Source organism: Allobosea sp. 67-29, assembly GCF_001898115.1.
Classification (GTDB): Bacteria; Pseudomonadota; Alphaproteobacteria; order Rhizobiales; family Beijerinckiaceae; genus Allobosea.
This window is the reverse complement of the sequence record NZ_MKSQ01000014.1, coordinates 196868-222062: the sequence shown is the minus strand read 5'-3', so window position 1 is coordinate 222062 and position 25195 is coordinate 196868. Positions and strand designations below refer to the sequence as shown.

Here is a 25195-nt window from a genome sequence, read left to right as displayed (position 1 = left end):
GACCCGCAAAAAAGCCGCCGGCGCTTGCGCGCCGGCGGCCCGGGTCGATGTAATCGCGGTCAGTGGGCGACGACGCCCGCCGGATCCTCGTCGCCGCCCTTGGGCAGCGGAGCCTTGAGATCCTCTTCCCAGACGATCGGAACCGGCTGGCGGGTCAACGCATGCTGGAGCACCTGCTCCATGCGCGCGACCGGGATGATCTCCATGCCGTCCTTCACCGACTTCGGCAGGTCGATCAGGTCCTTGGCGTTCTCCTCGGGGATCAGCACCTTCTTGATGCCGCCGCGCAGAGCCGCCAGGAGCTTCTCCTTCAGACCGCCGATCGGCAGCACCCTGCCCCGCAGCGTGACCTCGCCGGTCATGGCGACGTCGCGATTGGTCGGGATGCCGGTCAGGATCGAGACGATGGTGGTCGCCATCGCGATGCCGGCCGACGGGCCGTCCTTCGGGGTCGCGCCCTCGGGAACGTGGACGTGGATGTCACGCCGGTCGAAGAGCGGCGGCTCGATGCCGAAATCGACGGCCCGCGAGCGGACATAGGATGCCGCCGCCGAGATCGATTCCTTCATCACGTCGCGCAGGTTGCCGGTGACGGTCATGCGGCCCTTGCCGGGCACCATGACGCCCTCGATCGTCAGCAGTTCGCCGCCGACCTCGGTCCAGGCCAGGCCGGTGACGACACCGACCTGATTCTCCGTCTCCGCCATGCCGTAGCGATAGCGCGGCGGGCCGAGATACTCCTCGAGCAGCGGCTCGTCGACGACCACCTTCGCCTTCTTGCCGAGCACGATGTCCTTCACGCCCTTGCGGACCGTGTTGGAGATCTCGCGCTCCAGGTTACGGACGCCAGCCTCGCGGGTGTAACGCCGCACCAGCGTCTGCAGGGCCTGATCGGTGATCGACCACTCCTTGCCGTCGAGCCCGTGCTTCTTGATCGCATTCGCGATCAGGTGCTTGCGGGCGATCTCGGTCTTCTCTTCCTCGGTGTAGCCGGCGATGCGGATAACCTCCATGCGGTCCAGCAGGGCCGGCGGGATGTTCAGCGTGTTCGCCGTCGTCACGAACATCACGTTCGACAGGTCGTAATCGACCTCGAGGTAATGATCGTTGAAGGTCGAGTTCTGCTCGGGATCGAGCACCTCCAGCAGGGCCGCCGAGGGGTCGCCACGGAAGTCCTGGCCCATCTTGTCGATCTCGTCGAGCAGGATGAGCGGGTTCGAGGTCTTGGCCTTCTTCATCGACTGGATGATCTTGCCGGGCATCGAGCCGATATAGGTGCGGCGGTGACCGCGGATCTCGGCCTCGTCACGCACGCCGCCGAGCGACATGCGCACGAACTCGCGGCCGGTCGCCTTGGCGATCGACTTGCCGAGCGAGGTCTTGCCGACGCCCGGAGGGCCGACGAGGCACAGGATCGGACCGGCGAGCTTGTTGGCGCGCTGCTGCACGGCGAGATATTCGACGATGCGGTCCTTGACCTTGTCGAGGCCGAAATGATCGTCATCGAGCACCAGCTGGGCGGCGTTGAGGTCCTTCTTGATCTTCGACTTCTTGCCCCACGGGATCCCGAGCATCCAGTCCAGATAGTTGCGCACCACGGTCGCTTCCGCGGACATCGGCGACATCTGGCGCAGCTTCTTCAGCTCGGCCGTCGCCTTGTCGCGGGCTTCCTTGGTCAGCTTGGTCTGGGCGATGCGCTCTTCCAGCTCGGCCAGCTCGTCACGGCCTTCCTCGCCGTCGCCCAGCTCCTTCTGGATCGCCTTCATCTGTTCGTTGAGATAGTACTCGCGCTGGGTCTTCTCCATCTGGCGCTTGACGCGCGAGCGGATGCGCTTCTCGACCTGGAGCACGGACATCTCGCTCTCCATGAGCGACAGGACCTTCTCCAGACGATGGGCGACGTTGGTGATCTCCAGCACGGCCTGCCGATCGGCGATCTTGACCGCCAGATGCGAGGCGACCGTGTCGGCGAGCTTGGTGGGCTCGTCGATCTGCGAGACGGCTGCGACGATCTCGCCAGAGATCTTCTTGTTGAGCTTCACATAGCTCTCGAACTCCGAGACGACCGAGCGGGCCAGAGCCTCGATCTCGACCTTCTTGCCCTCCTCCTCGGCGAGGCCGGTGGCTTCCGCCTCATAGAAGGAGTCGCTGGCGGAATAGGACGAGGCCTTGGCGCGGCCGACGCCCTCGACCAGCACCTTCACGGTGGAGTCGGGCAGCTTCAGCAATTGCAACACGCGGGCGAGCGTGCCGATCTCATAAATCTCGTTGGGCTGCGGGTCATCGTCGCCGGCGTTCTTCTGCGTGGCCAGCAGGATGAGCCCGTCCGTCTTCACCACTTCCTCGAGCGCGCGGATGGACTTCTCACGGCCGACGAAGAGCGGGACGATCATATGGGGAAACACGACGATATCGCGCAGAGGCAGAACCGGGTAGGTGCCGGTTTCGCCAGAGACGAAGGGAGCGCGGGGCGTCGACGTCATTGACTTGTCCTTTGCAGTTGCGCCCGGCGAACCCCCAAGATGGGCGGAACGATCGGACGTATGCGGCCAGGGCGACCATTCACCCTTCCGCCCTCGCGTGCCGCACCCTCGACAGGCATGCGACTCTCGCAAGTGGACCTAAGGTGGAGACTTCCTCGCCGGCTTTCAAGCGAGGCAACCGGTTCATGCACCGCTGCCTTGCGTGGCCGGAAACCCTCGGTAAACCCACCTTCGGTTTGGTGCCGCGTGTTTTAGTTTCGAACCGGCCTGCCGCAATGCGGCACTGCGGCGCGGGCGTGTCGATCAAAACGCAAAACGCGCGCCAAGCGGCGCGCGTTCCGTCGTCGCGATGCGGACGCCGCTCAGGAGGCGGAGGCCGTCTTGGTCTCGTCCTCGCGCTCGGCATAGATGAAGAGCGGGCGGGCCTTGTTCTCCACCGCCTCTGGGCCGATGACGACCTGCTCGACGCCTTCCAGCCCCGGCAATTCGTACATGGTCTCGAGCAGGATGCCTTCCATGATCGAACGCAGGCCGCGCGCGCCGGTCTTGCGCTCGATGGCCTTGCGGGCGATCAGGCTCACGGCCTCGTCGGTGAAGGTCAGCTGGGTGTCCTCCATCTCGAACAGGCGCTGATACTGCTTCACCAGCGCGTTCTTCGGCTCGGTCAGGATGGTCTTCAGCGCAGCCTCGTCGAGATCCTCCAGCGTCGCCAGAACCGGCAGGCGGCCGACGAATTCGGGGATCAGGCCGAACTTCAGAAGATCCTCAGGCTCGACATCGCGGAAGATCGCGCCGGTGCGGCGCTCGTCCGGCGCCTGCACGGAGGCCCCGAAGCCGATCGAGGTTCCCTTGCCGCGGCCCGAGATGATCTTGTCCAGCCCGGCGAAGGCACCGCCGCAGATGAACAGGATGTTGGTCGTGTCCACCTGCAGGAACTCCTGCTGCGGATGCTTGCGCCCGCCCTGCGGCGGCACGGAGGCGACGGTGCCCTCCATGATCTTGAGCAGCGCCTGCTGGACGCCCTCGCCCGAGACGTCCCGGGTGATCGAGGGGTTGTCCGACTTGCGGCTGATCTTGTCGATCTCGTCGATATAGACGATGCCGCGCTGTGCCCGCTCGACATTGTAGTCGGAGGCCTGGAGCAGCTTGAGGATGATGTTCTCGACATCCTCGCCGACATAGCCGGCCTCGGTCAGCGTCGTCGCGTCGGCCATGGTGAAGGGCACGTCGAGGATGCGGGCCAGCGTCTGCGCGAGCAGCGTCTTGCCCGAGCCGGTCGGCCCAATCAGCAGGATGTTCGACTTCGCCAGCTCGACGTCGTTGTGCTTGGTCGCGTGGCTGAGGCGCTTGTAGTGGTTGTGGACCGCCACCGAGAGCACCTTCTTGGCGTGCTCCTGGCCGATGACATAGTCGTCCAGAACCTTGCGGATCTCCTTCGGGGTCGGCACGCCGTCCTTCGACTTCACCAGCGCGGATTTCGATTCCTCGCGGATGATGTCCATGCAGAGCTCGACGCATTCATCGCAGATGAACACCGTCGGCCCCGCGATCAGCTTGCGGACCTCGTGTTGGCTCTTTCCGCAGAAAGAGCAGTACAGCGTGCTCTTCGAGTCGCCGCCGGGCTTGTTAGCCATTGTCCATCTCCAGTTCCGGAGGCCCGCGCCGCATAGGCCGAAGCGAATGCGTACGTCGTCCCTCCGTCATAAATAAGCGCTCAGATCACGATGATTAGGTTAACGACCCGTTCCGATACATCCGGATACGCAGGGCCGCCCCAAACCGGTTCATGACGGAGCGCCTGTCCGCTCACCCCCGGCCCCATGCAAACACGAGGCCGATAGCCTTTCAATATGGGCATTCCAAGGCCGCGAGCCAACCCACAGGATCTGGCCTGCCCGCCGCAGCCTCACGCCGGCTCGTCGGCCCGCTTTTCGAGGACCTTGTCGATCAGCCCGAACTCCTTGGCCTGATCGGCCGTCATGAAGTTGTCGCGCTCGAGAGCGTTGTGGATCTCCTCGTAGCTGCGGCCGGTGTGCTTCACGTAGATCTCGTTCAGCCGCTTCTTCAGGCTCTCGACCTCCTTGGCGTGAATCAGGATGTCGGTGACCTGGCCCTGATAGCCGCCGGAGGGCTGGTGAACCATGATGCGGGCGTTCGGCAGGGCGAAGCGCATGTCCTTGGCGCCGGCCGTCAGCAGGAGCGAGCCCATCGAGGCGGCCTGGCCGACGCAGAGCGTCGTCACCGGGCAGCGGATGAACTGCATGGTGTCGTAGATCGACAGGCCGGAGGTGACCACGCCGCCGGGCGAGTTGATGTAGAAGGAGATTTCCTTCTTCGGGTTCTCGGCTTCCAGAAAGAGAAGCTGGGCGACGACGAGCGAGGCCGAGACGTCCTCGACCGGGCCGGTCAGGAAGATGATGCGCTCGCGCAGCAGGCGCGAATAGATGTCGAAGGCGCGCTCGCCGCGGCTCGACTGCTCGACCACCATCGGGACGAGATTGTTGTAGGTCTCGATCGGATCGCGAAGCATGGGGTCAATCCTCGGGTGAGAGCGCCGCGTCGCGGCGATTTATCGAATCAGCGGCTGTCAGGAAGACAACCACATAAGCACGGCAGGCGCGGCTGAAAAGGGAAGCGCCGCCGGTCGCGAAGGCCGGCGGCGCGAATGTTGGCGTTAAGGTTGCCGAGCGGCCTCAGGCGGAGGCGTCGTCGGCCGCCTTCTCCTCAGCCTTGGCATCGGCCTTCTTGGTCTTCTTCGCGGCGCCCTTCTTCGGCTTGGCGTCGGCCGCTTCCTCGGAGTCGTCGTCGGCGAAAAGCGCCTCGCGCGAGACGGTCTCGTCGGCGACCTTCACCTGGCCGAGCAGATGGTCGACGACCTTCTCCTCGAAGATCGGAGCGCGGATCTCGGCGAGCGCCTGCGGGTTCTTGCGATAGAACTCCCAGACCTGCTTTTCCTGGCCCGGGAACTGGCGGGCGCGCTCGATCAAAGCCTGCGTGACCTCGTCATCCGAGATCTGGACCTTGGCCTGCTCGCCGATCTCGGCCAGCACGAGGCCGAGGCGCACGCGACGCTCGGCGATCTTGCGGTAGTCGGCGCGGGCGGCGTCCTCGGTGGTGTCCTCGTCGGCGAAGGTCTTGCCGGCCTGCTTCATGTCGGCCTCGACCTGGCTCCAGACGGCGGAGAACTCCTGCTCGACCAGGGTCGGCGGCAGCTCGAAGGTGTACTTGCCATCCAGCGCGTCGAGCAGGCTCTTCTTGAGCTTGCGGCGCGATTGGGCGGTGAAGTCACGGCCGATCTGCTCACGCACGGCGGTCTTCAGCGCGTCGAGCGATTCCATCCCGAAAGCCTTGGCGAGCTCGTCGTCGATCTTGACCGCATCGGGGCCCTGGACGTCCGTGACGGTGACCTCGAATTCGGCCGGCTTGCCGGCGAGGTTCTCGGCCGCGTAGTTCTCCGGGAAGGTGACCTTGACGGTGCGCGTCTCGCCGGTCTTGGCACCCTCGAGCTGCTCCTCGAAGCCGGGAATGAACTGGCCGGCACCGAGGTCGAGCGGGATGCCCTCGCCCGTGCCGCCGTCGAACTTCTCGCCGTCCAAGGTGCCGACGAAGGAGATGATCAGGCGATCGCCCTTCTCGGCCTTGGCCTTCTCGCCCTTGGAGGAATAGCTGCGGTTGCCGGCGGCCATGCGCTCCAGCGCGGCATCGACATCGGCGTCCGGCACCTCGGCGACGGGCTTGACGAGCGCGACGTCGGAGATGTCGGCGAGCTCGATCTTCGGCAGCACCTCGAGCGCGACGGTGAAGGCGAGATCGCCCTTGGCCTCCATCGCGGCCTCGATCTCATCCTTGTTCTCGGGGAACCGGATCTGCGGCTCGAAGGCGAGCTTCAGGTTGTTGTCCGCGACGATCTTCTGGTTCGCTTCGTTGACGGCGCTCTGCAGCACGTCCGACATGACCGAGCGGCCATAGAGGCGGCGCAGATGCGCGACCGGCACCTTGCCGGGACGGAAGCCGTTGATCTTGGCCTTGCCCTGGAGATCCTGGAGGCTGTCGTCGAGCCTGGTCTTCAGGTCGGCGGCGTTCAGCACCACCTGGAATTCGCGCTTGAGGCCCTGGGACAGGGTTTCGGTCACGTTCATTTTTGTACCGCCAACAGCTCGTTTACGTCATCAATGTCCAAAGCGCGACGCCGGTTCCGACCGCCGTCGCGCTCGCGAAAAACTCTCTCACACCGAACCGAAAAGTGGGCTCCACCTCTCGGAATAATCCGATGCATCAACAAACTACCGATCATCGTTTGCGCGCCCTGACGGGCACGCGATGATCTTCGGCCAGTGGTGCGGGCGGAGGGACTCGAACCCCCACGACTTTCGCCGCTGGAACCTAAATCCAGTGCGTCTACCAGTTCCGCCACGCCCGCCGGCCCGATAGCGCTGCGCGCGAGCAAACGCAGCGCGGCCATCGTCAAGCCGCAGCGCTATACGCATTTCAGGCGGCGGTTGCAGCAAAAAAATGACGGTTCTGCGAAGAAGGGCCCGCCGCCGCTTTTCAGTCGCCGCCCCACGCAAGCCTCTCGCCAGCGCGAGGCCGCCGGATTATGCGGGAGCCATGACGCGCCCGCCGCCAGACCGCCCCACCCGCCTTCGGGCGAGCCGCCGCCAGATGCTGGCCGGGCTGGGCGGTGCCGCCCTGCTCACTCCCCCATTCGCCGCGCTGCCTGGCCGCGCCCTGAGCCAGACGCCACCCGAAGCCAACACTTCGTCGGGAGACGGGCCGCCGAGGACGCTGGTCGCCGGCCCGGCCAAGATCCGCTTGCGGCCGGCGCCGGCAGTCGAAAGCGACATCTGGGCCTTCGACGGCGCGACACCGGGACCGGTCCTGCGAATCAAGCAGGGCGAGACGCTGCGTTTCAAGCTGGAGAACAGGACGACGGCACTTCTCTCACTGCACTGGCAGGGCTTGCGCGGCGAGGCGTCGCAGGACGGGGTTGGCGGTTTCAGCCGACCTCCGATCGCGCCGGGCGAGAGCTTCGAATACCGGCTGACGCCGCCGGATTCGGGCACGATCCTCTATCGCCCGCTGGTACTGGGCGGCTCCTCCGAGCCGGCTGGCAGAGGCCTGGGCGGGCTGCTGATCGTCGAAGAGCAAGAGCCGCCGGCCGTCGATCTCGACCTGCCGATGCTCGTCACGGACTGGCTGATCGGCGACGATCAGGCGATCCAGCCCTTCGAGCCACATGGCGCGAGCGCGGCGGCAGCCGGACGGCTGGGGAGCTGGCTCACCGTCAATGGCAAGCCGCCGCCGCAGCCGGTCAAGCTGCGACCGGGCTCGCGCGTCCGGCTCCGGCTCGCCAATGGCTGCAACGCGCGGATCATGCGGCTGCGCTTCGACGGCGCGAAGGCGGCCGTGATCGCCGTCGATGGGCAGCCGACGGAAACCTTCGAACCGGTTCATGCGCAGCTGCCCTTCGCTCCGGGGACGCGCTACGATGTCGTGCTGGACCTGCCGGTCGAAGCCGGCGCCTCCGTCAACGTCACGGCGCTGATCGGCCCGGGGTTACCGCTGGTTCGCATCGTCACCGAGGGCGCGGCGAAGGTGCCGCCTGCGGCGGCGCCTGCACTCAAGCTCAACCCTGCCCTGCCCGCCGCCGTCCGGATGCAGGATGCGCTGCGGCCGGACATGGTGATCGAAGGCGGCGCCAGGCTGACGCCTGACAGAACGCTCGACTTCACCGGCCTCGACCTCGCCCGGCCCTGGCTGGTCAATGGCGGCACCGGCGCCCGGGATGGCAAGCCACTGTTCAGCGTCAAGCGCGGCACTCCGATCGTGATGGCGATCGACAACCGCACCACCTTCGTCCAGCCCCTGCACGTGCATGGCCACGCCTTCCGGCTGCTGCACCCGCTCGACGACGGCTGGGAGAACTATTTTCTCGACACGGTGCAGATCCCCGAAGGAAAGAAGCGGCACATCGCCTTCATCGCCGACAATCCCGGCCGCTGGCTGATCTCGTCGACGGTGCTGGAGCGCTTCGACCTTGGGCTGTGGAGCTGGTTCGAGGTGGTGTGAACAAATCCACCGTCGTTGCGAGGAGCCCGGCGACGAAGCAATCCTGGGGAAGGTCGAGCGCTGCCGCCCCTGGATTGCTTCGCTATGCTCGCAATGACGATCGTCGGCGGTTCAAAGCCCCAGCCGCTCCACCACATCCTGCACGATCGCGTCCTTGCTGTCCTCGACCGAGACCACGAGCGGCCGCTCGTCGGGCCCGGGCTCCTGCAGCGTGGCGAACTGACTGTCGAGCAGCGCCGGCGGCATGAAATGGTGCTGCCGGGCGGCCATGCGCCGGCCGATCAATTCGCGCGACCCTCTGAGATAGACCAGCCTCACATCCGGCCGATCGCCGATGATGACATCGCGATAGGCCTTCTTCAGCGCCGAGCAGGTGACGATGCCGTGCGCGCCCTTGCCTCGCAGATCGTCGATCCAGGCGGCGATCGCCGCGAGCCAGGGCTTGCGGTCCTCGTCGGTCAGCGGCGTGCCGCCGGCCATCTTGGCGACGTTCTCTGGGGGGTGGAAGGAATCCGCATCGCGGAAGGGCCAGCCGAGGCGCGCGGCAAGCCGTTCGCCGAGCGAGGTCTTGCCCGAGCTGGCGACGCCCATGATGACGATGACGGCCGGGCGGCCGTCCTTCATTTCCGTGCTCACGCGGCTCAGCCCTGCTTCTTCGGCTCGACATGGCCGCCGAAGCCGGCGCGCATGGCGGAAAGGATCTTCTCGCCGAAGGTGTGGTCGACGCGCGAGCGAAATCGGGCGAACAGTGCCGAGGTCAGCACCTCGGCCGGCGTCGCGGTCTCGACCGCGGCATCGACCGTCCAGCGACCCTCGCCCGAATCCGAGACGTTGCCCGTATAGGCGGAGAGTTCCTCATCGGCGGCCAGCGCCTCGGCGGTCAGGTCGAGCAGCCAGGAGGTGACGACCGAACCGCGGCGCCAGACCTCGGCGATCTCGGCAACGTCGAAGTCGAAGCCATAGTCGGCCGGCAGGCCTTCCTTGGCCGAGGCATTGCGCAGCAGGTCGAAGCCCTCTGCGAAGGCCTGCATCATGCCGTATTCGATGCCGTTATGGACCATCTTGACGAAATGGCCCGAGCCGGTTGGCCCGCAATGCAGGTAACCCTGCTCGGCGGTCGGGTTGCGTCCCTCGCGATGCCTGGTCGGCTCGACCTCGCCCTTGCCGGGCGCGAGCACCTTGAAGATCGGCTCCAGCCGGTCGAAGGCCTCCTTCGCGCCACCGATCATCAGGCAGTAGCCGCGCTCCAGCCCATGGACGCCGCCGGAGGTGCCGACATCCATGTAGTGGATTCCCTTGGCCGCCAGTTCCTTGCCGCGGCGGACGTCGTCCTTCCAGAAGGCGTTGCCGCCGTCGATCAGCACGTCGCCTTCGCCGACGAGCCCGGCGAGCTCGCCGAGCGTCCCTTCCGTGATGCTGCCGGCCGGCAGCATCACCCAGATCGCCCGTGGCGCCTTCAGCTTCGCCACCATGTCCCGGAGGTCCGAAGCCAGCACCGCGCCATCGGCGGCAAGCGCGTGACCCGGCTTCGGATCGCGATCATAGACCACGCATTCATGGCCGGCGCGCATCAGGCGGCGGACAATGTTGCCCCCCATCCGGCCGAGGCCGATCACTCCGAGCTGCATCTCACCTCACTCCTGCCGGAAAGCCGGTTTTCATGCCTGCTTGAAGCATGGCGGCGGCGGGCGGAGCAAGCGGTGCACCTTCATCCCGGGGCAGCAGGCCGGTTCTGCAGCGCCCGCCAGCGGCCGGGCGTCACGCCATAGGCGCGCCGGAACTGGCGGGTCAGGTGGCTCTGATCGGCGAAGCCGCAGGCGGCCGCGATCTCCGCAAGCGGCATGCCCTGCCTCAGCAGCACCCGCGCGCGGCCGAGACGTCTCATGACGTGGTAGTGGTAGGGGCTCGTCCCGAATGCAGCCCGGAACTGCCTAGCCAGGACGAACCGGTCGAGCCCGGTCTGCCGCTCCAGCGTCTCGGAAGAAACGGGATTCGCAGCACAGTGATCAAGATGGATCCGCGCGCGCTCCAGCGCCGGGCGGTCGAGCGTCGAACCAGGGCGACGGGCGACCGATCGGTCGACTGCGGCGAGAGCGTCCACGAGCCCGACGACGATGTCGTCGCGAGCCAGCCCATCGAACGGCGCTTCGAGATCCTTCAGCGCGGCAGCGATGGCGGCGACGAGCCTGGCGTCCTGCGAGACGGCAGCGGCGACGAACGGCAGCGCGTCGCGACCGTCGCCCATCGCGTCCCGGATCAGCCGTGGCTCGACATAGATCATCCGGTAGCGAAAGCCCTCTGCGAGGCCCGAGCGGCCGTTATGGATCTCGTCGGGGTGGATCACGATCGCTTGCCCGCTCAGGCTGTCGCGCCGGGCGCCACGGTAGTCGAAGGACTGAACGCCGGACAGCGTCAGACCGAAGGCATAGGTATCGTGGCGGTGGGGATCATAGGCATAGCCGCGGAAGAACGCCTCGATGCGTTCGATCCCGGCCGCGCCGGTGCCGATCCGGACCCAGTCCGCAGCGCCGGGCGCGCACGATCGTTCAAGACTGGCCTTTCCGGCCTCGGCTAACGCTCCGTCCATGCGTTACGATACCAAGATCGCCATCGTGGTGCGCGAAAATCTCGCGACCTGGCAGAAGCTCAACGTCGCGAGTTTTCTCGCAGGCGGCCTGGTCGGCGCCGCGCCCGAGTTGGCGGGCGAGCCCTACCAGGACGGTTCGGGCCGGTTCTACGGGCCCCTCATTCGCCAGCCCGTGCTGGTCTTCGCGGCCGCGGCGGAAGAGCTGAAGCAGGTCCTGCAGCGCGCGCAGGGGGGCGGTATCCGGGCCCATCTCTATACGACCGCGCTGTTTTCCACCGGCAACGACATCGACAACCGCGCTGCCGTGTCTGCCGTCGCGACGGCAGATCTCGATCTCGTCGGGCTCGGGCTCCATGCCGAACGCAAGGAAATCGACAAGATCGTCAAGGGGCTGGCCTTGCACGGCTGACGGCGATGGCGGCGCACGGGCCGATGCCCGCCAGGCCACCGCCACCAAAGCCCGGTTCGGCCTGGGCGGCGACGAGGCAGGCCCGGCCCTTCTGCCGCCGCGTTAGGCAGCGCCTGCCTTCCGCAATGGCAGGGCGGGTTGATTTTGCCATTTACGAGCAAGAGAGAATCGCCTTAGCTTCGTCCCTGTCGGCAACAACTGAAAGGAGGTGATCCAGTGTCTCATTGTCATCAACCGCTGGTGCAAGGCGGTCGGACCTGGGCCTCTTCTTGCTGGGGTTTCTGTTCCGCGTAAGTTTTCGCACCTTTGGCCTGGTTCGCTGGGTCGCGGTTCGACAATGGAAGGGCTGCCCGCAAGGGCGGCCCTTCTTGCTGTCCGGCTCGCTCTACGGTGGCGCCCGGTTGCGAGATCAGGTCTCGGCCCGGAAGGTCCTGCCCAGCTTCTCCGCGAAACCGAAATAATGTCGGAACACGTAGAGCAGCGGGTTCCAGTGCGCCGTATCGATATGGCTGGTCCCCGGGACGACAACCCGGCGATGGGCATGCACGCGCACCACATCGAGTTCCAATATCCGCATGGTCTGCTCGTTTGCCGCCTCGGGCTGCGCTCCATGCAGGGTGACGAGCCGGGCCTCCAGCTGCAGCGGGCAATCGCCGATGCGCGGCGGCCGGACGAGTTCGGACGCGCGCGGGCTGAAACCTCCGAGCGCGAACTTGTCACCCGCATGCACGAAGCCCCTCGCCGCCTTCTCCGCAGGAACCGGGGCCCGTCCAGTCGTATGGGCGATGGCTTCGACCTTGTACCAAAGCTCGGCCGCGGCGAGATTCAAGGTGCACTCGCCTTCGCGCAGCAGGTTTGCCACGCCGTGCCCCGTGCCCGCCAGGCCAATGACGATTCGCGTGCCCAGGGCCCAGGCCGAGGACATCGGGGTGATATTGGCCGAGCCGTCGACGTTTCGCGTGACGATGAGGACAACCGGGGTCCCGAAGTACAGAACGGAGGGCGTGATCGTAACCGTGTCCGGCGTGACGCCGTAAGATGGATCGCACAGGGACTGCATCGAATTCGGCGCTCCTGGTTTTCAGGGAGGCACCGATTTATCGCGGCCCGCACCTTGGTTGTTACGGCAATGGCCGAAGCATTGCCGGGCTCGGCATGCCATGGCGCTGGCGGCGAGCGCCATGGCATGCCAAAAGACCGGCGTGACCTCTTTCGCTTCCATGCCCAACCTGTCCGTCAGCCATGTCCGTGCCTGAGCCGAGCCGCGCGGCGATCCTCGACTTCATCGAGGAGGAACGCGCCGCCGGCCGCGAGGTCGGACGGCGCGAGATCGCGCGTGCCTTCGGGCTCGACCAGGGCGGCAAGATCTGGCTGAAGCGCCTGCTCCGCGAGATGGAGCGCGAGGGCGAGATCGGCGGCGACGGCTCGGAACGGCCTGTCCATCCACGCGGTGCCCTGCCCCCGGTCCTGCTCTGCGAGATCAAGTCGCGCGACCGCGACGGCGACCTCGTGGCCCAGCCGCTGGAATGGAACGAGGAGGATCAGGGGACGCCGCCGCGGATCCTGATCGAGGGCTCGCGGGAAGGCCGGCGGAAGGCGAAGGACGCGCGCCCTGCCCCCGGCGTCGGCGACCAGGCGCTTCTCAAGCTGACGCGGCTGCGCGGCGTCGACGGCTTCGCCTATTCCGGCCGCGTGCTCAAGGTGATGGGCAAGGCCAAGGCCGCCGTGCTCGGCATCTTCCGGGCGCTTCCCGACGGTTCCGGCCGGCTCGTGCCGATCGACAAGAAGGCGCAGGGGCGCGAAGCCCTCATCCCGAAGGGCCGCACCGGCGACGCGCAGGACGGCGACCTCGTCTCGGTCAGCCTGCGCCGCGAGAGCCGCTTCGGCCCGCCCGAGGCGCAGGTGCGCGAGCGGCTGGGATCGATCAAGTCCGAGCGTGCGGTCAGCCTGATCGCGATCCATGCCCATGGCATCCCGAACGAATTCCCGCCGGCGGCGCTCAGGGAAGCGGCCGAGGCGCCGCTCGCAACACTCAAGGGCCGCGAGGACTGGCGCGAGCTGCCGCTCGTCACCATCGACCCGGCCGATGCCAAGGACCATGACGACGCCGTCCATGCCGCGCCGGACGAGAACCCCGACAATCCCGGCGGCTTCGTCGTCACCGTCGCCATCGCCGATGTCGCCGCCTATGTCCGGCCGGGCTCGGCGCTCGACCGCGCGGCGCTGGAGCGCGGCAATTCGGTCTATTTTCCCGACCGCGTCGTGCCGATGCTGCCGGAGCGGATCTCGAACGATCTGTGCTCGCTTCGCGAGCACGAGGACCGTCCGGCCATGGCCGTTCGTCTCGTCCTCAAGGCCGATGGGTCGAAGAAGAGCCATTCCTTCCATCGCGTGCTGATGCGCTCGATGGCGAAGCTTTCCTACCAGCAGGCACAGGCCGCCATCGACGGCACGCCGGACGACAAGACCGGGCCGATTCGGGAGAGCGTGCTGATGCCGCTCTGGGCTGCCTATGGCGTGGCGGCGCGCGCCCGCGACCAGCGCCAGCCGCTCGAGCTCGACCTGCCCGAGCGCAAGCTGATCCTCAAAGCCGACGGTGCTGTCGAACGCGTGATCGTGCCTGAGCGGCTGGCGGCGCACCGGCTGATCGAGGAGTTCATGATCCTCGCCAACGTCGCAGCGGCCGAGACGCTGGAAAAGGCCGGGAATCTGCTGATCTATCGCTGCCATGACGAGCCGTCGCTGGAGAAGATGCGGGCGCTCGGCGAGGTGCTGGCCTCGATCGGCATCAAGCTTCCGAAGGACGGGGTACTCAGGCCGGTGCTGTTCAACCGCATCCTGGCGATGATCAAGGGCTCGGAGAACGAGACGCTGATCAACGAGGTCGTGCTGCGCACCCAGGCCCAGGCCGAATATGTCGCGGAGAATTACGGGCATTTCGGCCTCAACCTGCGGCGCTACGCCCATTTCACCTCGCCGATCCGGCGCTATGCCGACCTGATCGTGCATCGCGCGCTGATCACCGGGCTGAAGCTCGGCGACGACGGTCTGCCGAAGAGCGCCACGCTCGCCGAGCTCCGCGAGGTCGCGACGCGCATCTCGGCGGCCGAGCGGCGCGCGATGGCGGCCGAGCGCGAGACCACCGACCGATTGATCGCGCATTTCCTCGCCGACCAGATCGGCGCGAGCTTCGACGGCCGCATCGGCGGCGTGAACAAGGCGGGCTTGTTCGTGAAGTTGGACGGGACCGGCGCCGACGGCTTCATCCCCGCCTCCACGCTCGGCGGCGACTATTATCGCTATGATGAGGCGGCACATGCGCTGACCGGCGAGCGCACCGGCGAAAGCTGGCGGCTCGGCGACCGGGTGCACGTGAAGCTGGTCGAAGCCGCGCCCGTCGCCGGTGCCTTGCGCTTCGAACTGCTCTCCGCCGGCCGGACTGTGGCGACGGGCCGCGCTGGTCAGCGGCGCCGCGGTGCGCCATATGGGGAAAGCCGGCCGGCGGCCCCCTTCGGCCGCAAAAGCAAGGCCGGCAGCGGCAAGGCCGGCCCCGGCAGGACGAAGCCGGGCAGGAGCGGGCCTGGCAAGAGGCGATGATGGGCGTCCAGCTTCATGGCTCGACCGGTGGTTGCGCGGTACGCGACTGGCGCCGGGCGGTGGCGCGCGGCCTTCACGGCCGTTGCCCGCATTGCGGCGAGGGGCGGCTCTTTCGGGCCTTTCTCAAGCCGGTCGACCGTTGCGAGGCTTGCGGCGAGGACCTCCACCACCAGCGGGCGGACGACCTGCCGCCCTATATCGTGATCACCATCGTCGGCCATGTCGTGGTCGGGGGGCTACTGCTGGCCGAGAAATATGGCGACTGGCCGATGTGGTGGCACATGGCGCTGTGGCCGGCCCTGACGATCATCCTTTCCTTCGCCCTGATGCAGCCGGTCAAGGGTGGCGTCGTCGGGCTGCAATGGGCGCTGCGGATGCACGGCTTCGGCGGCGAAGCCGACCAGCCGGAGCGCCAGCCCCTGCCTCCTCGCGGAAGACTGCCATGACCGACCATACGGTGACATTGACACAGGCCGAGCGCACGCGCGTCGCGGCCAATCAGCGGCCGAAGGACGCGGCGACGATGCTGATCATCGACCGCACGAGCGCCCGGCCGAAGGTCCTGATGGGCAAGCGCCATGCGAGCCACAAGTTCATGCCGGGCAAATACGTGTTTCCGGGCGGCCGGCTCGACGAGGGCGACCGGCGCATGGTCGCGACTGGCGCGCTGCCGCAGATCTGCGAGGACCGGCTGCTGAAGCGGGCGGTTCGCCCGAGCATCGGAAAGGCCCGCGCGCTGGCGCTGGCGGCGATTCGCGAGACCTTCGAGGAAACCGGACTGCTCTTCGGCACCGACGAATTCGGCGCTCCCGAGACAGCGCCGGAAGGAAGCTGGAGCGATTTCGCCGGCCACGGCATCTTCCCGGATCTTTCGGCCCTCACCTTCGTCGCCCGCGCGATCACGCCACCACGCCGGCCCAAGCGCTTCGACACCCGCTTCTTCACCGTCGACGCCTCGGCGCTCGCCAAGAAGATCGACGGGGTGACCGGCCCGGATTCGGAGCTGACCGATCTGGTCTGGGTCGATTTCGAGGAAGCCAAGGCGCTCGACCTGCCGACCATCACCAAGGTCATCATCCAGGAGGTCGAGGCGAGGATCGAAACCGGCTTCGCGCCCTATCTGCCGGTGCCGTTCTACTGGGAGAAGCGCGGCAGCTTCGTGCGCGAGGAGCTTTGAGCCGCGCGCAGGCCGCGCCGCTCGCCGGCGGCGCTATTCTTCCTTGACTTCGCCGGCCCTTTGCGGCATCTCCCGCGCTGACGGTTTGCCGGGCCTCCCCGGCCATTTTCTTTTCTGAGGGTCCGCCAAGGCCCCGCATGGTTCGAGGATAAGCCCATGGCCAAGGCCGTGACGATCAAGATCAAGTTGCTTTCGACCGCCGACACCGGCTTCTTCTACGTGACGAAGAAGAACTCGCGCACGATGACCGAGAAGATGTCGAAGAAGAAGTACGACCCGGTCGCGCGCAAGCACGTCGAGTTCAAGGAAACCAAGATCAAGTAAGGCTCCCGCCTTCGCGATCGCGACGCCTTTTGCAAAGCCGCCCGCCCGGGCGGCTTTTGCGTTTGCGGCCCGGCGAGCCCCTTCCGACGGCTGGGAGGCGTCGCCGCCCCGGTCGTCCGCGGCGCAGGCCTGTCGATCCGGCGCAGGACGCTGTATGTGTTGGCGGGGGCCGGCGCCGGCTGGAGCGCTTTGGCGCGGAGGGCTGCTGTTGACCAAGGACGCGGATGAGAAGGCACCGCACGCACCGAGCGGCCTGGCGCGGCGCCTGCTGAAGCTGCTCGTCGAGATCGATTCGTCCCGCTTTCTCGGCAAGAGGTTCGCGGCTGCGCTGGGGCTCGTCGGCCTGCTCGGCTGTTTCGCGGCGGCCGGCTACTGGCTGCCCGCGCTGATCCACCATTACTTCCCGGGCTAGCCGGCCGGAAAAGGTGGCCGGCCGGCGGCGGCTCTGAGGAGGCCAGAATTCCGCTACCGGCCGGCCGAGCCCTTCGGTCGCCCAGGAGATGCGGCGGACCTGAGTTTCCGAGGGGCATTGCCGTGCAGCACCGTGCTGCGTTGCGGAAACCCTGACGATTTGAGCGAAACGAATCAATCGAATACGACCGATTCACCATTCTTCATCGTTCCTTAACCTTACCGGCTAAGCTTAAGCTTGAAGCGTCCTGACCTGACTCAAAGTCATATTCAGCCAATTCAGACAGGACCTTAAGCGAACTTCTTCGTTCGCGACGCGAGAAAGCGCCGCTCAGGCGGCGTTGGCGGCGATGACGCGGTTGCGGCCACCGGCCTTGGCCCGGTAGAGCGCATCATCGGCCCGCTTCATGATATCGGCCGAAGACGCATCGCCTGCCTTGCGGCTGGCTACGCCGATCGAAACGGTGACCGTGATGTCGCGGCTGTTGGCATAGATCGCGAAGGGCGTGTTCTCGACCTTCTCGCGAATCCGCTCCGCCACCGCATAGGCCGCCTTCGGACCGGTATCGGGCAGCACCACGACGACCTCCTCGCCCCCCATGCGGGCTACGAGGTCGATGCCTCGCGTACAGGCCCGCACCCGGTCGGCGAACTCCTTCAGCACTTCGTCGCCCGCGTCGTGGCCCCAGCTGTCGTTGACCGCCTTGAAGTGATCGACGTCCAGCACCAGCACCGAGAGCGCCCGCGCCCGCAGCGCGGATTCGTCGAACATCGCGACCAGCCGCGTATCCATGAAGCGACGGTTATGCAGGCCGGTGAGCTGGTCCAGCACCGCCATCTCCATGGAGGATTGCAGGCTGTCGCGCAGGCGATCGGTGAAGCGCTTGCGGCGAATCTGGGTACGGACCCGTGCCAGGAGCTCGTTGCGGTCGATCGGGCGGATCAGGAAGTCGTGGGCGCCGATCTCGAGCCCCCGCAGGATGCGGGCCCGGTTCTCGGCCTCGCCCATCAGCAGCACCGAGACGTCTCGGGTACGGTCGAGCGAGCGCAACTGGCTGCACAGGCGCAGGCCGTCCTGCTCCTGCAGGTCGAGACTGACCAGGACGCTGTCGAACTCGTCCTCGGCCACACGCAGCATCGCCTGCTGTGCGTCGGGCTCGACCTCGACGACATGGAAGGCCGACAGCGCGCTCTGCAGCCGGTCCGCGACGGAGGGCCGATCCTCGACCAGCAGCACCCGGCCGTTGAGCCCGGTTTCGGCGGCGGCGGCGGCCAGCGGATCGGCGATGCCGAGGCGCCGCGAGGCGACGGCGCGGTTGCGCAGCTCGTCGGTCATCGACTTCAGCCGCGCCAGGCTGCGCACGCGCGCGAATAACGCCACGTCGTCGAGCGGCTTGGTCAGGAAATCGTCCGCTCCGGCATCGAGCCCCTGCAGCCGGTCGCGCGGCTGGTCGAGCGCCGTCACGATCACCACCGGAATATGAGCGGTCGCCGGCGTGTTCTTCAGCCGCCGGCAGACTTCGAATCCGTTCATGCCCGGCATCATCACGTCGAGAAGCACGATATCGGGCTCGCCGCGCTCGCAGATCGCCAGCGCATCGGGACCGTTCGTCGCCGTCAACACGTCGAAGTACTCGGCCGAAAGCTTGGCCTCCAGCAGCTTCAGATTGGCTGGAACGTCATCGACGACGAGGACGCGCGCGGACATGGGCAGGCTTTCGGGTCAGGCGGCGCCGGCATAGGCGCGGACGGTCTCCAGGAACTTTGCCACCGAGATCGGCTTCGAGAGATAGGCCTCGCAGCCGCCCTCGCGGATCCGTTCCTCGTCGCCCTTCATGGCGAAGGCCGTGACGGCGATGACGGGAATGGCCTTGAGGTCGTCATCCTCCTTGATCCACTTCGTGACCTCCAGGCCCGAGACCTCGGGAAGCTGGATGTCCATCAGGATCAGGTCCGGATGATGGGTGCGTGCGAGCTCGATCGCCTCGATTCCGTCCGAGGTCTTCAGCGTGGCATAGCCATGCGCTTCGAGCAGATCGTTGAAGAGCTTCATGTTCAGCTCGTTGTCCTCGACGATCAGAACCGTCTTCATTCGGCCGCCCTTCGTTCCTGCGCCGCCGAGATCCGGATTGCGCCGGAGCTTCGGCCTGGCGGCTTCGTTCGCGAAATGTGCTAGCATGCCAGCAGTTGACGAAACGCAAATCCAATACGCGACACGAAGGCCCCGATGGCACCGCGACAGAGCTTCCAAGACGCCGAAACGCTGGCGGTCCAGGCGCTGGGCTTCCTCGCCTCGGAGCCGGAGCGAATCGGCCCCTTTCTGGCTACAACCGGGCTCGATCCGGCCAATCTGCGCGCCGCCGCCGGCGAGCCTGGCTTCCTCGCGGCGGTGCTCGAGCATATCGGGTCAAGCGATTCGCTGCTGCTCGAATTTGCCGGAAATTTAAGGCTGAATCCGGAAATCGTCGCCGAGGCGCGCCGCAGGCTCGCCGGCGAGGAGCCCGGCCCAGGCGATTTCACCTGAGCAAGCGGAGCGTGCCCGCGTGCGCAGCCTGTGCCGCGACTGCCTGAGCGACCATGACGCGACCGGTCCCCTGCGGCGCTGCCCCGCCTGCGGCTCGCCGCGCCTGATCTGCCATGCCGAGCGCGACAGCCTAAGCCTCGCCCATATCGACTGCGACGCCTTCTACGCAACGATCGAGAAGCGCGACGATCCGAGCCTGCAGGACAAGCCGGTGATCGTCGGCGGCGGCAAGCGCGGCGTGGTCTCGACCTGCTGCTACATCGCCCGCACCTATGGCGTGCGCTCGGCCATGCCGATGTTCAAGGCGCTGAAGGCCTGTCCGGACGCCGTCGTTATCAAGCCGAACATGGCGAAATACGTCACGGTCGGCCGCGAGGTCCGGCAGATGATGCGAGAGTTGACGCCGCTGGTCGAGCCGCTGTCGATCGACGAGGCCTTCCTCGACCTGTCTGGGACGGAACGGCTGCATCACGCCAGCCCCGCCGCGACGCTGGCGCGCTTCGCCCGCCGCGTCGAGGACACGCTCGGCATCACCGTCTCGGTCGGGCTGTCCTATGCCAAGTTCCTCGCCAAGGTCGCCTCCGACCTCGACAAGCCGCGCGGCTTTTCGATCATCGGCCGAGGGGATGCCGTCGCCTTCCTCGCCGACAAGCCGGTCGGGCTCATTCCCGGCATGGGGCCGGCGAGCGCCGCCCGCCTGGCCGAGGGCGGATTCAGGCTGATCGGCGACCTGCGCGAAGCGCCGCTCGACAAGCTCTTCCGCCTCGCCGGCAAGGACGGGCCGCGGCTCAAGAACCTCGCCAACGGCATCGATCCACGCCAGGTGACGCCCGAGCGCGAGACCAAGAGCGTCTCAAGCGAGACGACGCTAGACGTCGACCTCTCGGCCTTCGACGAGCTGGAGCCGATCCTGTGGCGGCTCTGCGAGAAGACATCGAAACGCCTCAAGGCCCAGGAGCTCGCGGGCCGGACCGTCACCCTGAAGCTCAAGACCGCGGACTTCCAGACCGTCAGCCGGGCGACGCGCCTGCCGGAGCCGACGCAGCTCGCCGCGCGGCTCTTCGCCGCGGGTCGGGATCTGTTGAAGCGCGAGTGCAAGGGCCCGCGCTACCGGCTGATCGGCATCGGCGCGAGCGACTTCAGCCCGCCCGCGGAGGCCGATCACGGCGATCTCGCCGACAGGGTCACCCCGCGGCTGAAGGCGATGGAAGGAGCGCTCGATGCGCTGCGCGCCCGCTTCGGCGACGATACGATCGGGCGCGGACTCAGCCTGCGCCTGCCGCAGCGGCCTTCGGCCGCGCCCGCTACTTCGCGCAGGCCTGCTGGGGAAGAAGATCCAGACGCGTGAGCGTGCCGGTCAGCGCGAAGCTGCCGTAATCGAGATGGATCGCCCCGGTGACGCCGTTCTCGTAGAGCTCGAAGGAGATGGTGTAGGACGGCGTCGATTCACCGGAGCCGACCTTGTAGTAGGAGATCGAGACGGGCCAGCGAGCGATCTTCTCGAATTCGGGCCGCTGCAGCGGCTTCTCGGAGGGCTCGGCCTCGATGCGCTTCCCGATGATCGAGAGCGTGTCGTAGACCTCCTTGCCGCTGTTGGCGCCGTCGTAGAGCCGCACGTTGAGCGTGGTCTGGCCCGCACGCGCCGCCTGGATGACCGCTTTCATCTGCGCGTTTGGAAAGAGCGCGTCCTTCGCTTCGCGATAGATCTCAGTCTTGGGCTGGCGCAGCTTGACCTCATAGCCGCTGCCGGCCTTTTCGGCCGTGCCGTCGACCGTCTCCGGCTTGGCGTTGCCCGAGGCGCTTTCGGTCTTGAAGCGATAGCTCGCGCCGTCTCCGGCCTCGAAGCTCGTCGTGCGGGCATCGACAACGCGCGGACCGGCTTCCGTACCGAGCTGCGTGACCTGCCGGAACGACAGCGCGTATCCCTCGCAAGCGTCTCCGGTGAACTCGAAAGCGATGCGCCCCTTGGCCGTTTCGATATTGCCCGACGGCTTGCTGCCGTCGAGGACGAGATCATAGACCGCGCGGTGCGGCGCCAGCACGACCCTGTCGACCGCCTTGTCCCGCGCGGCGTTCTGGGCCTGTGCCCCGCCTGCGAATACCAGCGCCACCACGCAAACCTGCCCCGCAAGGCCGAACCGTCTTCCGATCATGTCGTCGCTTGTCCGCTTCTCATCCGGGAAATCTAGGTGCATCGCGGCAATGGCGCAAACATGGCGAAGCCTCCCGGCTTCCGCGCGGTGGCCGCCCTGCCCGGCCGGCATGGCCTGCGGCTTGCGAGCCGTCCGGCCATCGGCCATGAAGAGGCCCTGCCTTCGCTCGCAGAGCAAGATGGAGCCAAGCACCATGAACGCCGTCGACACCAAGCTCGCCGAACTCGGCATCACACTTCCGACGCCGGCGGCTCCGATCGCCAACTATGTGCCCTATGTCATCACCGGCAACCTGCTGGTGATCTCCGGCCAGATCTGCTTCGGCCTCGACGGAAAACTGTCCGACAAGCACAAGGGAAAGCTCGGCGGCGAAATCTTCAACGAGGCGGGGCTGGAAGCGGCGCGGCTCTGCGCCATCAACCTCCTCGCCCAGGCCAAGGCTGCGCTCAATGGCGATCTCGGCCGGATCGTGCGCTGCGTGCGCCTCGGCGGCTTCATCAACGCCACGCCGCACTTCGCCGCGCTGCCGGCGATCATGAACGGCGCATCGGACCTGATGGTCGAGGTTCTCGGCGACAAGGGCCGCCATGCCCGCTCGACCGTGGGCGTCGCCGAGCTGCCGGCCGATGCCGCGGTCGAGGTCGAAGCGATGTTCGAGATCGCCTGATGAGAACCGATCTCAGCTGGCTGGTGGCGAAGCCGATCGCCCATCGCGGCCTGCACGACCTCGCTGCCGGCGTGATCGAGAACAGCCCCTCGGCAGCGAAGGCCGCCATTGCCGGGGGGTTCGGCATCGAATGCGACGTGCAGCTCACCGCCGATGGGGAGGCGGTGGTCTTCCACGATTTCGTGCTCGACCGGCTGACCGCCGAGACCGGCCCGGTGGCCGCCAGGACGGCGGCTGAGCTGGGCCGGATCACGCTCAAGGGGTCGAATGATCCGATCCCGACGCTGCCGGCCTTCCTCGACCTGATCGGTGGGTGCGTGCCCATCGTCATCGAGATCAAGAGCCGCTTCGATGGCAATCTCGCTCTGACGAAGCGCACGATCGAGGTTCTTGCCGGCTATGCCGGTCAGCCGATCGTGATCAAATCCTTCGATCCCGAGATCGTGACCGCCGTCCGCAGCCTCGCGCCTCAGATCCCCCGCGGAATCGTCGCGATGAACGCCTATGACTACGGCGACTACGACAAGCTCTCGCCCGAACGGAAGCATGCGCTCGCCAACCTGCTGCACTTCACCGAAAGCCGGCCGGACTTCCTCTCCTGGAAGGTCGCCGATCTCGAAAGCGCCGCGCCCTATCTCTGCCGGAACGTCATCGGGATGCCGCTGATGAGCTGGACGGTGCGCACGCCGGAGGAGCGTCAGCGTGCCGCGCGCTTTGCCGATCAGATGGTGTTCGAGGGCTTCCGTCCTTGAGCGACGGCCCTGAGGAAGGTCTCAGCGTCCGCGTTGCGACCTCGCTCAAGGCCGTCCCGGCCGGCGCCTGGAACGCCTGCGCCAACCCGCTCGCCTTGCAGGACGCCCTCGCGGCGCCCTGCCCGCCCGCCGACGGCAGCGGGGCCGACCGCGACAATCCGTTCGTCAGCCATGAATTCCTGCTGGCGCTGGAAGAGAGCCGCTGCATCGGCGGACGCAGCGGCTGGTCGCCAGCCTATCTCCTGGTCGAGGAGGGGAATGGGCAAATCCTCGCCGCGGCGCCCAGCTTCCTCAAGAGCCACAGCCAAGGCGAGTATGTCTTCGACCATGGCTGGGCCGATGCTTATGAACGCGCCGGCGGACGCTATTATCCGAAGCTGCAGGTGGCCGCTCCGTTCACGCCTGCCACCGGCCCGCGGCTGCTCGTGGCAGACACGCCGGGCGCCGACGAGGCACGGGTAGCGCTGATCGCCGGGCTGGAGGCGTTGCGGGCGCAGACGCAGTCCTCCTCGGTCCATGTCACCTTCGCGCAGGAACCCGATGTCGCGGCGCTCAAGCGGGCCGGCTATCTCGAGCGCAACGACCTCCAGTTCCATTGGCGCAACGAAGGCTTCCGCAGCTACGATGATTTCCTCGCGACCCTGGCCTCACGCAAGCGCAAGGCCCTGAAGCGCGAGCGGCGCGAGGCGCTCTCTGCCGGCATCACGGTCGAGGCCTTGTCGGGCCGCGAGCTGACGGAAGCGGTCTGGGACGACTTCTACGGCTTCTACCAGGACACCGGCTCGCGCAAATGGGGCCGCCCCTATCTCAACCGCGAGTTCTTCTCGCGGGTCGGTGAGGCGATGGGCGAGCGCATCGTGCTGATGATGGCGCGCCGCGCCGGGCGCTACATCGCCGGGGCGATCAATTTCCGCGGCGCCAACACGCTCTATGGCCGCAACTGGGGTTGCATCGAGGACCACCCCTTCCTGCATTTCGAAGTCTGCTACCACCAGGCTATCGACTACGCGATCGCGCATGGCCTTTCGCGCGTCGAGGCCGGCGCGCAGGGAGAGCACAAGCTGGCGCGCGGCTATCGGCCCGTCATCACCCGCTCGCTGCATCACATCGCCGATCCGGGCCTCAGCCGACCGGTGGCAGCCTATCTCGCCCAGGAGCGCGCGCAGATCGCCGACGCGCGAACAGCACTGGAAGCCGAAGGCCCGTTCCGGAGCACGGATAATGACGGCTGAGACGGCGCCCGCGACCCGGCCGGCAACCCCCGCCTTCTGCACCGACGCCGAACTCGGCTACCGACGCAGCCTGACCGATTTCTCCGAGCCTCTGGCGCTCGACGAGAGCTACCGGCTGGCGCATCTGCCGCTGGTGGCGCCGGAGCATCCGCGCGTGATCCCGCGGCGCGAGGGCAAGCCCTACGAGATGGGGCGGCATCCGCGCGTCTTCTCTCTGGTGTTGCCGGTGGAGGATGCGGCCTTGCGCGCTTCCTCCGCCTTCCGCGCGCTCGAGGCCGAGCTGAAGAATGCGCCCTTCGCCGGCAAGATCGCCTGGGAAATCCTGCCCGAACGCCGCGACAAGCTGCATGCGACGGTCTGCGGCTCGCTCGGCACCGGCAACGCGCCTTTCGTTTCGCCGGAGGTGCGGCACCGGCTGGCGCGGATCGGGACCTTCACGGTCGAACTGCGCGGATTATTCTCCGGCAACGTCAACCGTGGCCGGCTCTATCTCGCCGTCTATCCGGAAAGGCGCGGCGAAGCCAATCCGCTGCAGGCCATTCAGGCCGCTTTCGATCGGCCGTCCGGCGATCTCTGGCTCGTCGGGCTCTACAACCTGATCGACGACCTCGACGCGCCCGAGACGGCGGCGCTGGCCGCCCTCGTCCGGCGCTGGTGGAACGTGCCGCTGCTGCGCGTCACCCTGCGCGAACTCTGGCTGCTCGGCGCGGATGACGACCTCGTGCTGGATTCCGAGATCACCGAGCGTCTGCCGCTCGGCGGCTGACGCAAGGCTTCGGCCCGGCCCGCCACCTTGACGCCCCGGCGCCC

General features: G+C 67.0%; 24 protein-coding genes and 1 tRNA gene. 13 read left to right on the top strand and 12 right to left on the bottom strand.

Annotation, left to right across the window (positions count from 1 at the left end; all coding sequences use genetic code 11):
* Positions 1-59: 59 nt before the first annotated feature.
* From lon to BGO20_RS12320, 5 genes are all read right to left on the bottom strand, one after another.
* Positions 60-2483 (bottom strand): endopeptidase La, encoded by a 2424-nt coding sequence (lon, locus tag BGO20_RS12340; RefSeq protein ID WP_291663705.1) that lies wholly within the window; start codon positions 2481-2483, stop codon positions 60-62.
* A 362-nt stretch (positions 2484-2845) separates the two neighbouring features.
* Positions 2846-4117, bottom strand: a complete 1272-nt coding sequence (clpX, locus tag BGO20_RS12335) for an ATP-dependent Clp protease ATP-binding subunit ClpX (protein ID WP_291663707.1) — start codon at positions 4115-4117, stop codon at positions 2846-2848.
* Positions 4118-4389: 272 nt separating this feature from the next.
* Positions 4390-5013, bottom strand: a complete 624-nt coding sequence (locus BGO20_RS12330; RefSeq protein ID WP_291663709.1) for an ATP-dependent Clp protease proteolytic subunit — start codon at positions 5011-5013, stop codon at positions 4390-4392.
* Between the two features lie 163 nt (positions 5014-5176).
* Positions 5177-6622, bottom strand: coding sequence for a trigger factor (gene tig, locus BGO20_RS12325; RefSeq protein ID WP_291663711.1), 1446 nt, complete (start codon positions 6620-6622; stop codon positions 5177-5179).
* 196 nt (positions 6623-6818) lie between these two features.
* Positions 6819-6903: transfer RNA gene (locus tag BGO20_RS12320), tRNA-Leu, on the bottom strand.
* 188 nt (positions 6904-7091) lie between these two features.
* Between BGO20_RS12320 and BGO20_RS12315 the strand changes: the two genes are divergently transcribed.
* Complete coding sequence (locus tag BGO20_RS12315; protein ID WP_291663712.1) at positions 7092-8552, top strand: multicopper oxidase family protein; 1461 nt, start codon at positions 7092-7094, stop codon at positions 8550-8552.
* 111 nt (positions 8553-8663) lie between these two features.
* On the opposite strand, the gene BGO20_RS12310 is transcribed toward BGO20_RS12315, so the two are convergent.
* The 3 genes from BGO20_RS12310 to BGO20_RS12300 all read right to left on the bottom strand — a co-directional run bounded on the left by BGO20_RS12310 (position 8664) and on the right by BGO20_RS12300 (position 11139).
* A complete protein-coding gene (locus BGO20_RS12310) occupies positions 8664-9188 on the bottom strand; it encodes a gluconokinase (RefSeq protein ID WP_291663714.1) in 525 nt (174 codons plus the stop codon).
* Between the two features lie 5 nt (positions 9189-9193).
* Positions 9194-10180 carry a phosphogluconate dehydrogenase (NAD(+)-dependent, decarboxylating) gene (gnd, locus tag BGO20_RS12305; protein WP_291663716.1) on the bottom strand — a complete coding sequence of 329 codons (987 nt, stop codon included), beginning with the start codon at positions 10178-10180 and terminating at the stop codon, positions 9194-9196.
* A gap of 80 nt (positions 10181-10260) precedes the next feature.
* A complete protein-coding gene (locus tag BGO20_RS12300; RefSeq protein ID WP_291663718.1) occupies positions 10261-11139 on the bottom strand; it encodes a helix-turn-helix domain-containing protein in 879 nt (292 codons plus the stop codon).
* Between BGO20_RS12300 and BGO20_RS12295 the strand changes: the two genes are divergently transcribed.
* Positions 11138-11548 carry a DUF2000 domain-containing protein gene (locus BGO20_RS12295; RefSeq protein WP_291663720.1) on the top strand — a complete coding sequence of 137 codons (411 nt, stop codon included), beginning with the start codon at positions 11138-11140 and terminating at the stop codon, positions 11546-11548. The genes BGO20_RS12300 and BGO20_RS12295 overlap by 2 nt on opposite strands.
* Positions 11549-11957: 409 nt before the next feature.
* Here BGO20_RS12295 and BGO20_RS12290 read toward each other — a convergent pair whose 3' ends face one another.
* A complete protein-coding gene (locus BGO20_RS12290) occupies positions 11958-12608 on the bottom strand; it encodes a flavin reductase family protein (RefSeq protein WP_291663721.1) in 651 nt (216 codons plus the stop codon).
* A gap of 182 nt (positions 12609-12790) precedes the next feature.
* On the opposite strand from BGO20_RS12290, the gene rnr reads away from it, so the two are divergent.
* The 5 genes from rnr (at position 12791) to BGO20_RS12265 (ending at position 17058) form a co-directional block, all read left to right on the top strand.
* Positions 12791-15145: a ribonuclease R gene (gene rnr / locus BGO20_RS12285; RefSeq protein ID WP_291663722.1), complete on the top strand. Its 2355-nt coding sequence runs from the start codon at positions 12791-12793 to the stop codon at positions 15143-15145.
* The gene (locus BGO20_RS12280) at positions 15145-15591 is read left to right on the top strand and encodes a DUF983 domain-containing protein (protein WP_299857923.1); all 447 of its coding nucleotides are present in this window, start codon (positions 15145-15147) and stop codon (positions 15589-15591) included. Before rnr ends, BGO20_RS12280 begins: the two co-directional genes overlap by 1 nt.
* Positions 15588-16322 (top strand): NUDIX hydrolase, encoded by a 735-nt coding sequence (locus tag BGO20_RS12275; RefSeq protein WP_291663724.1) that lies wholly within the window; start codon positions 15588-15590, stop codon positions 16320-16322. Before BGO20_RS12280 ends, BGO20_RS12275 begins: the two co-directional genes overlap by 4 nt.
* A 156-nt stretch (positions 16323-16478) precedes the next feature.
* Positions 16479-16646: a 50S ribosomal protein L33 gene (rpmG, locus tag BGO20_RS12270; RefSeq protein WP_038367996.1), complete on the top strand. Its 168-nt coding sequence runs from the start codon at positions 16479-16481 to the stop codon at positions 16644-16646.
* A 208-nt stretch (positions 16647-16854) separates the two neighbouring features.
* Positions 16855-17058 carry a hypothetical protein gene (locus BGO20_RS12265; RefSeq protein WP_291663725.1) on the top strand — a complete coding sequence of 68 codons (204 nt, stop codon included), beginning with the start codon at positions 16855-16857 and terminating at the stop codon, positions 17056-17058.
* A gap of 330 nt (positions 17059-17388) precedes the next feature.
* Here the strand turns inward: BGO20_RS12265 and BGO20_RS12260 are convergent, their stop codons facing one another.
* Together BGO20_RS12260 and BGO20_RS12255 are read right to left on the bottom strand one after the other, a co-directional pair.
* A complete protein-coding gene (locus BGO20_RS12260) occupies positions 17389-18765 on the bottom strand; it encodes a PleD family two-component system response regulator (RefSeq protein WP_291663726.1) in 1377 nt (458 codons plus the stop codon).
* 15 nt (positions 18766-18780) lie between these two features.
* Positions 18781-19149 (bottom strand): response regulator, encoded by a 369-nt coding sequence (locus BGO20_RS12255; protein WP_291663727.1) that lies wholly within the window; start codon positions 19147-19149, stop codon positions 18781-18783.
* A 135-nt stretch (positions 19150-19284) separates the two neighbouring features.
* Between BGO20_RS12255 and BGO20_RS12250 the strand changes: the two genes are divergently transcribed.
* A complete protein-coding gene (locus BGO20_RS12250) occupies positions 19285-19581 on the top strand; it encodes a DUF3572 domain-containing protein (protein WP_291663728.1) in 297 nt (98 codons plus the stop codon).
* A gap of 19 nt (positions 19582-19600) precedes the next feature.
* Positions 19601-20929, top strand: coding sequence for a DNA polymerase IV (locus tag BGO20_RS12245; RefSeq protein ID WP_291663729.1), 1329 nt, complete (start codon positions 19601-19603; stop codon positions 20927-20929).
* Here the strand turns inward: BGO20_RS12245 and BGO20_RS12240 are convergent.
* A complete protein-coding gene (locus BGO20_RS12240) occupies positions 20886-21734 on the bottom strand; it encodes a cell envelope integrity EipB family protein (protein ID WP_291663731.1) in 849 nt (282 codons plus the stop codon). The two genes, BGO20_RS12245 and BGO20_RS12240, sit on opposite strands and share 44 nt — an antisense overlap.
* A gap of 193 nt (positions 21735-21927) precedes the next feature.
* Between BGO20_RS12240 and BGO20_RS12235 the strand changes: the two genes are divergently transcribed.
* Genes BGO20_RS12235 through BGO20_RS12220 form a run of 4 tightly spaced genes read left to right on the top strand, consistent with a single transcriptional unit; the run spans position 21928 to position 25151 of the window.
* Positions 21928-22401, top strand: coding sequence for a RidA family protein (locus tag BGO20_RS12235; protein WP_291663733.1), 474 nt, complete (start codon positions 21928-21930; stop codon positions 22399-22401).
* A complete protein-coding gene (locus BGO20_RS12230; protein WP_291663735.1) occupies positions 22401-23153 on the top strand; it encodes a glycerophosphodiester phosphodiesterase family protein in 753 nt (250 codons plus the stop codon). Before BGO20_RS12235 ends, BGO20_RS12230 begins: the two co-directional genes overlap by 1 nt.
* Entirely contained in the window at positions 23150-24385 is a 1236-nt protein-coding gene (locus BGO20_RS12225; protein ID WP_291663737.1) for a GNAT family N-acetyltransferase, read from the top strand. Before BGO20_RS12230 ends, BGO20_RS12225 begins: the two co-directional genes overlap by 4 nt.
* Entirely contained in the window at positions 24375-25151 is a 777-nt protein-coding gene (locus tag BGO20_RS12220) for a hypothetical protein (protein ID WP_291663738.1), read from the top strand. The genes BGO20_RS12225 and BGO20_RS12220 overlap by 11 nt, the downstream gene beginning before the upstream one ends.
* Positions 25152-25195: the final 44 nt, after the last annotated feature.

What these genes read in the sequence shown, in the direction of transcription:
- lon (WP_291663705.1), bottom strand. Translation starts at nt 2,483, where the DNA reads ATGACGTCGACGCCCCGCGCTCCCTTCGTCTCTGGCGAAACCGGCACC.
- clpX (WP_291663707.1), bottom strand. Translation starts at nt 4,117, where the DNA reads ATGGCTAACAAGCCCGGCGGCGACTCGAAGAGCACGCTGTACTGCTCT.
- BGO20_RS12330 (WP_291663709.1), bottom strand. Translation starts at nt 5,013, where the DNA reads ATGCTTCGCGATCCGATCGAGACCTACAACAATCTCGTCCCGATGGTG.
- tig (WP_291663711.1), bottom strand. Translation starts at nt 6,622, where the DNA reads ATGAACGTGACCGAAACCCTGTCCCAGGGCCTCAAGCGCGAATTCCAG.
- BGO20_RS12315 (WP_291663712.1), top strand. Translation starts at nt 7,092, where the DNA reads ATGACGCGCCCGCCGCCAGACCGCCCCACCCGCCTTCGGGCGAGCCGC.
- gnd (WP_291663716.1), bottom strand. Translation starts at nt 10,180, where the DNA reads ATGCAGCTCGGAGTGATCGGCCTCGGCCGGATGGGGGGCAACATTGTC.
- BGO20_RS12295 (WP_291663720.1), top strand. Translation starts at nt 11,138, where the DNA reads ATGCGTTACGATACCAAGATCGCCATCGTGGTGCGCGAAAATCTCGCG.
- BGO20_RS12300 (WP_291663718.1), bottom strand. Translation starts at nt 11,139, where the DNA reads ATGGACGGAGCGTTAGCCGAGGCCGGAAAGGCCAGTCTTGAACGATCG.
- BGO20_RS12290 (WP_291663721.1), bottom strand. Translation starts at nt 12,608, where the DNA reads ATGCAGTCCCTGTGCGATCCATCTTACGGCGTCACGCCGGACACGGTT.
- rnr (WP_291663722.1), top strand. Translation starts at nt 12,791, where the DNA reads ATGTCCGTGCCTGAGCCGAGCCGCGCGGCGATCCTCGACTTCATCGAG.
- BGO20_RS12280 (WP_299857923.1), top strand. Translation starts at nt 15,145, where the DNA reads ATGGGCGTCCAGCTTCATGGCTCGACCGGTGGTTGCGCGGTACGCGAC.
- BGO20_RS12275 (WP_291663724.1), top strand. Translation starts at nt 15,588, where the DNA reads ATGACCGACCATACGGTGACATTGACACAGGCCGAGCGCACGCGCGTC.
- rpmG (WP_038367996.1), top strand. Translation starts at nt 16,479, where the DNA reads ATGGCCAAGGCCGTGACGATCAAGATCAAGTTGCTTTCGACCGCCGAC.
- BGO20_RS12260 (WP_291663726.1), bottom strand. Translation starts at nt 18,765, where the DNA reads ATGTCCGCGCGCGTCCTCGTCGTCGATGACGTTCCAGCCAATCTGAAG.
- BGO20_RS12255 (WP_291663727.1), bottom strand. Translation starts at nt 19,149, where the DNA reads ATGAAGACGGTTCTGATCGTCGAGGACAACGAGCTGAACATGAAGCTC.
- BGO20_RS12250 (WP_291663728.1), top strand. Translation starts at nt 19,285, where the DNA reads ATGGCACCGCGACAGAGCTTCCAAGACGCCGAAACGCTGGCGGTCCAG.
- BGO20_RS12240 (WP_291663731.1), bottom strand. Translation starts at nt 21,734, where the DNA reads ATGATCGGAAGACGGTTCGGCCTTGCGGGGCAGGTTTGCGTGGTGGCG.
- BGO20_RS12235 (WP_291663733.1), top strand. Translation starts at nt 21,928, where the DNA reads ATGAACGCCGTCGACACCAAGCTCGCCGAACTCGGCATCACACTTCCG.
- BGO20_RS12230 (WP_291663735.1), top strand. Translation starts at nt 22,401, where the DNA reads ATGAGAACCGATCTCAGCTGGCTGGTGGCGAAGCCGATCGCCCATCGC.
- BGO20_RS12220 (WP_291663738.1), top strand. Translation starts at nt 24,375, where the DNA reads ATGACGGCTGAGACGGCGCCCGCGACCCGGCCGGCAACCCCCGCCTTC.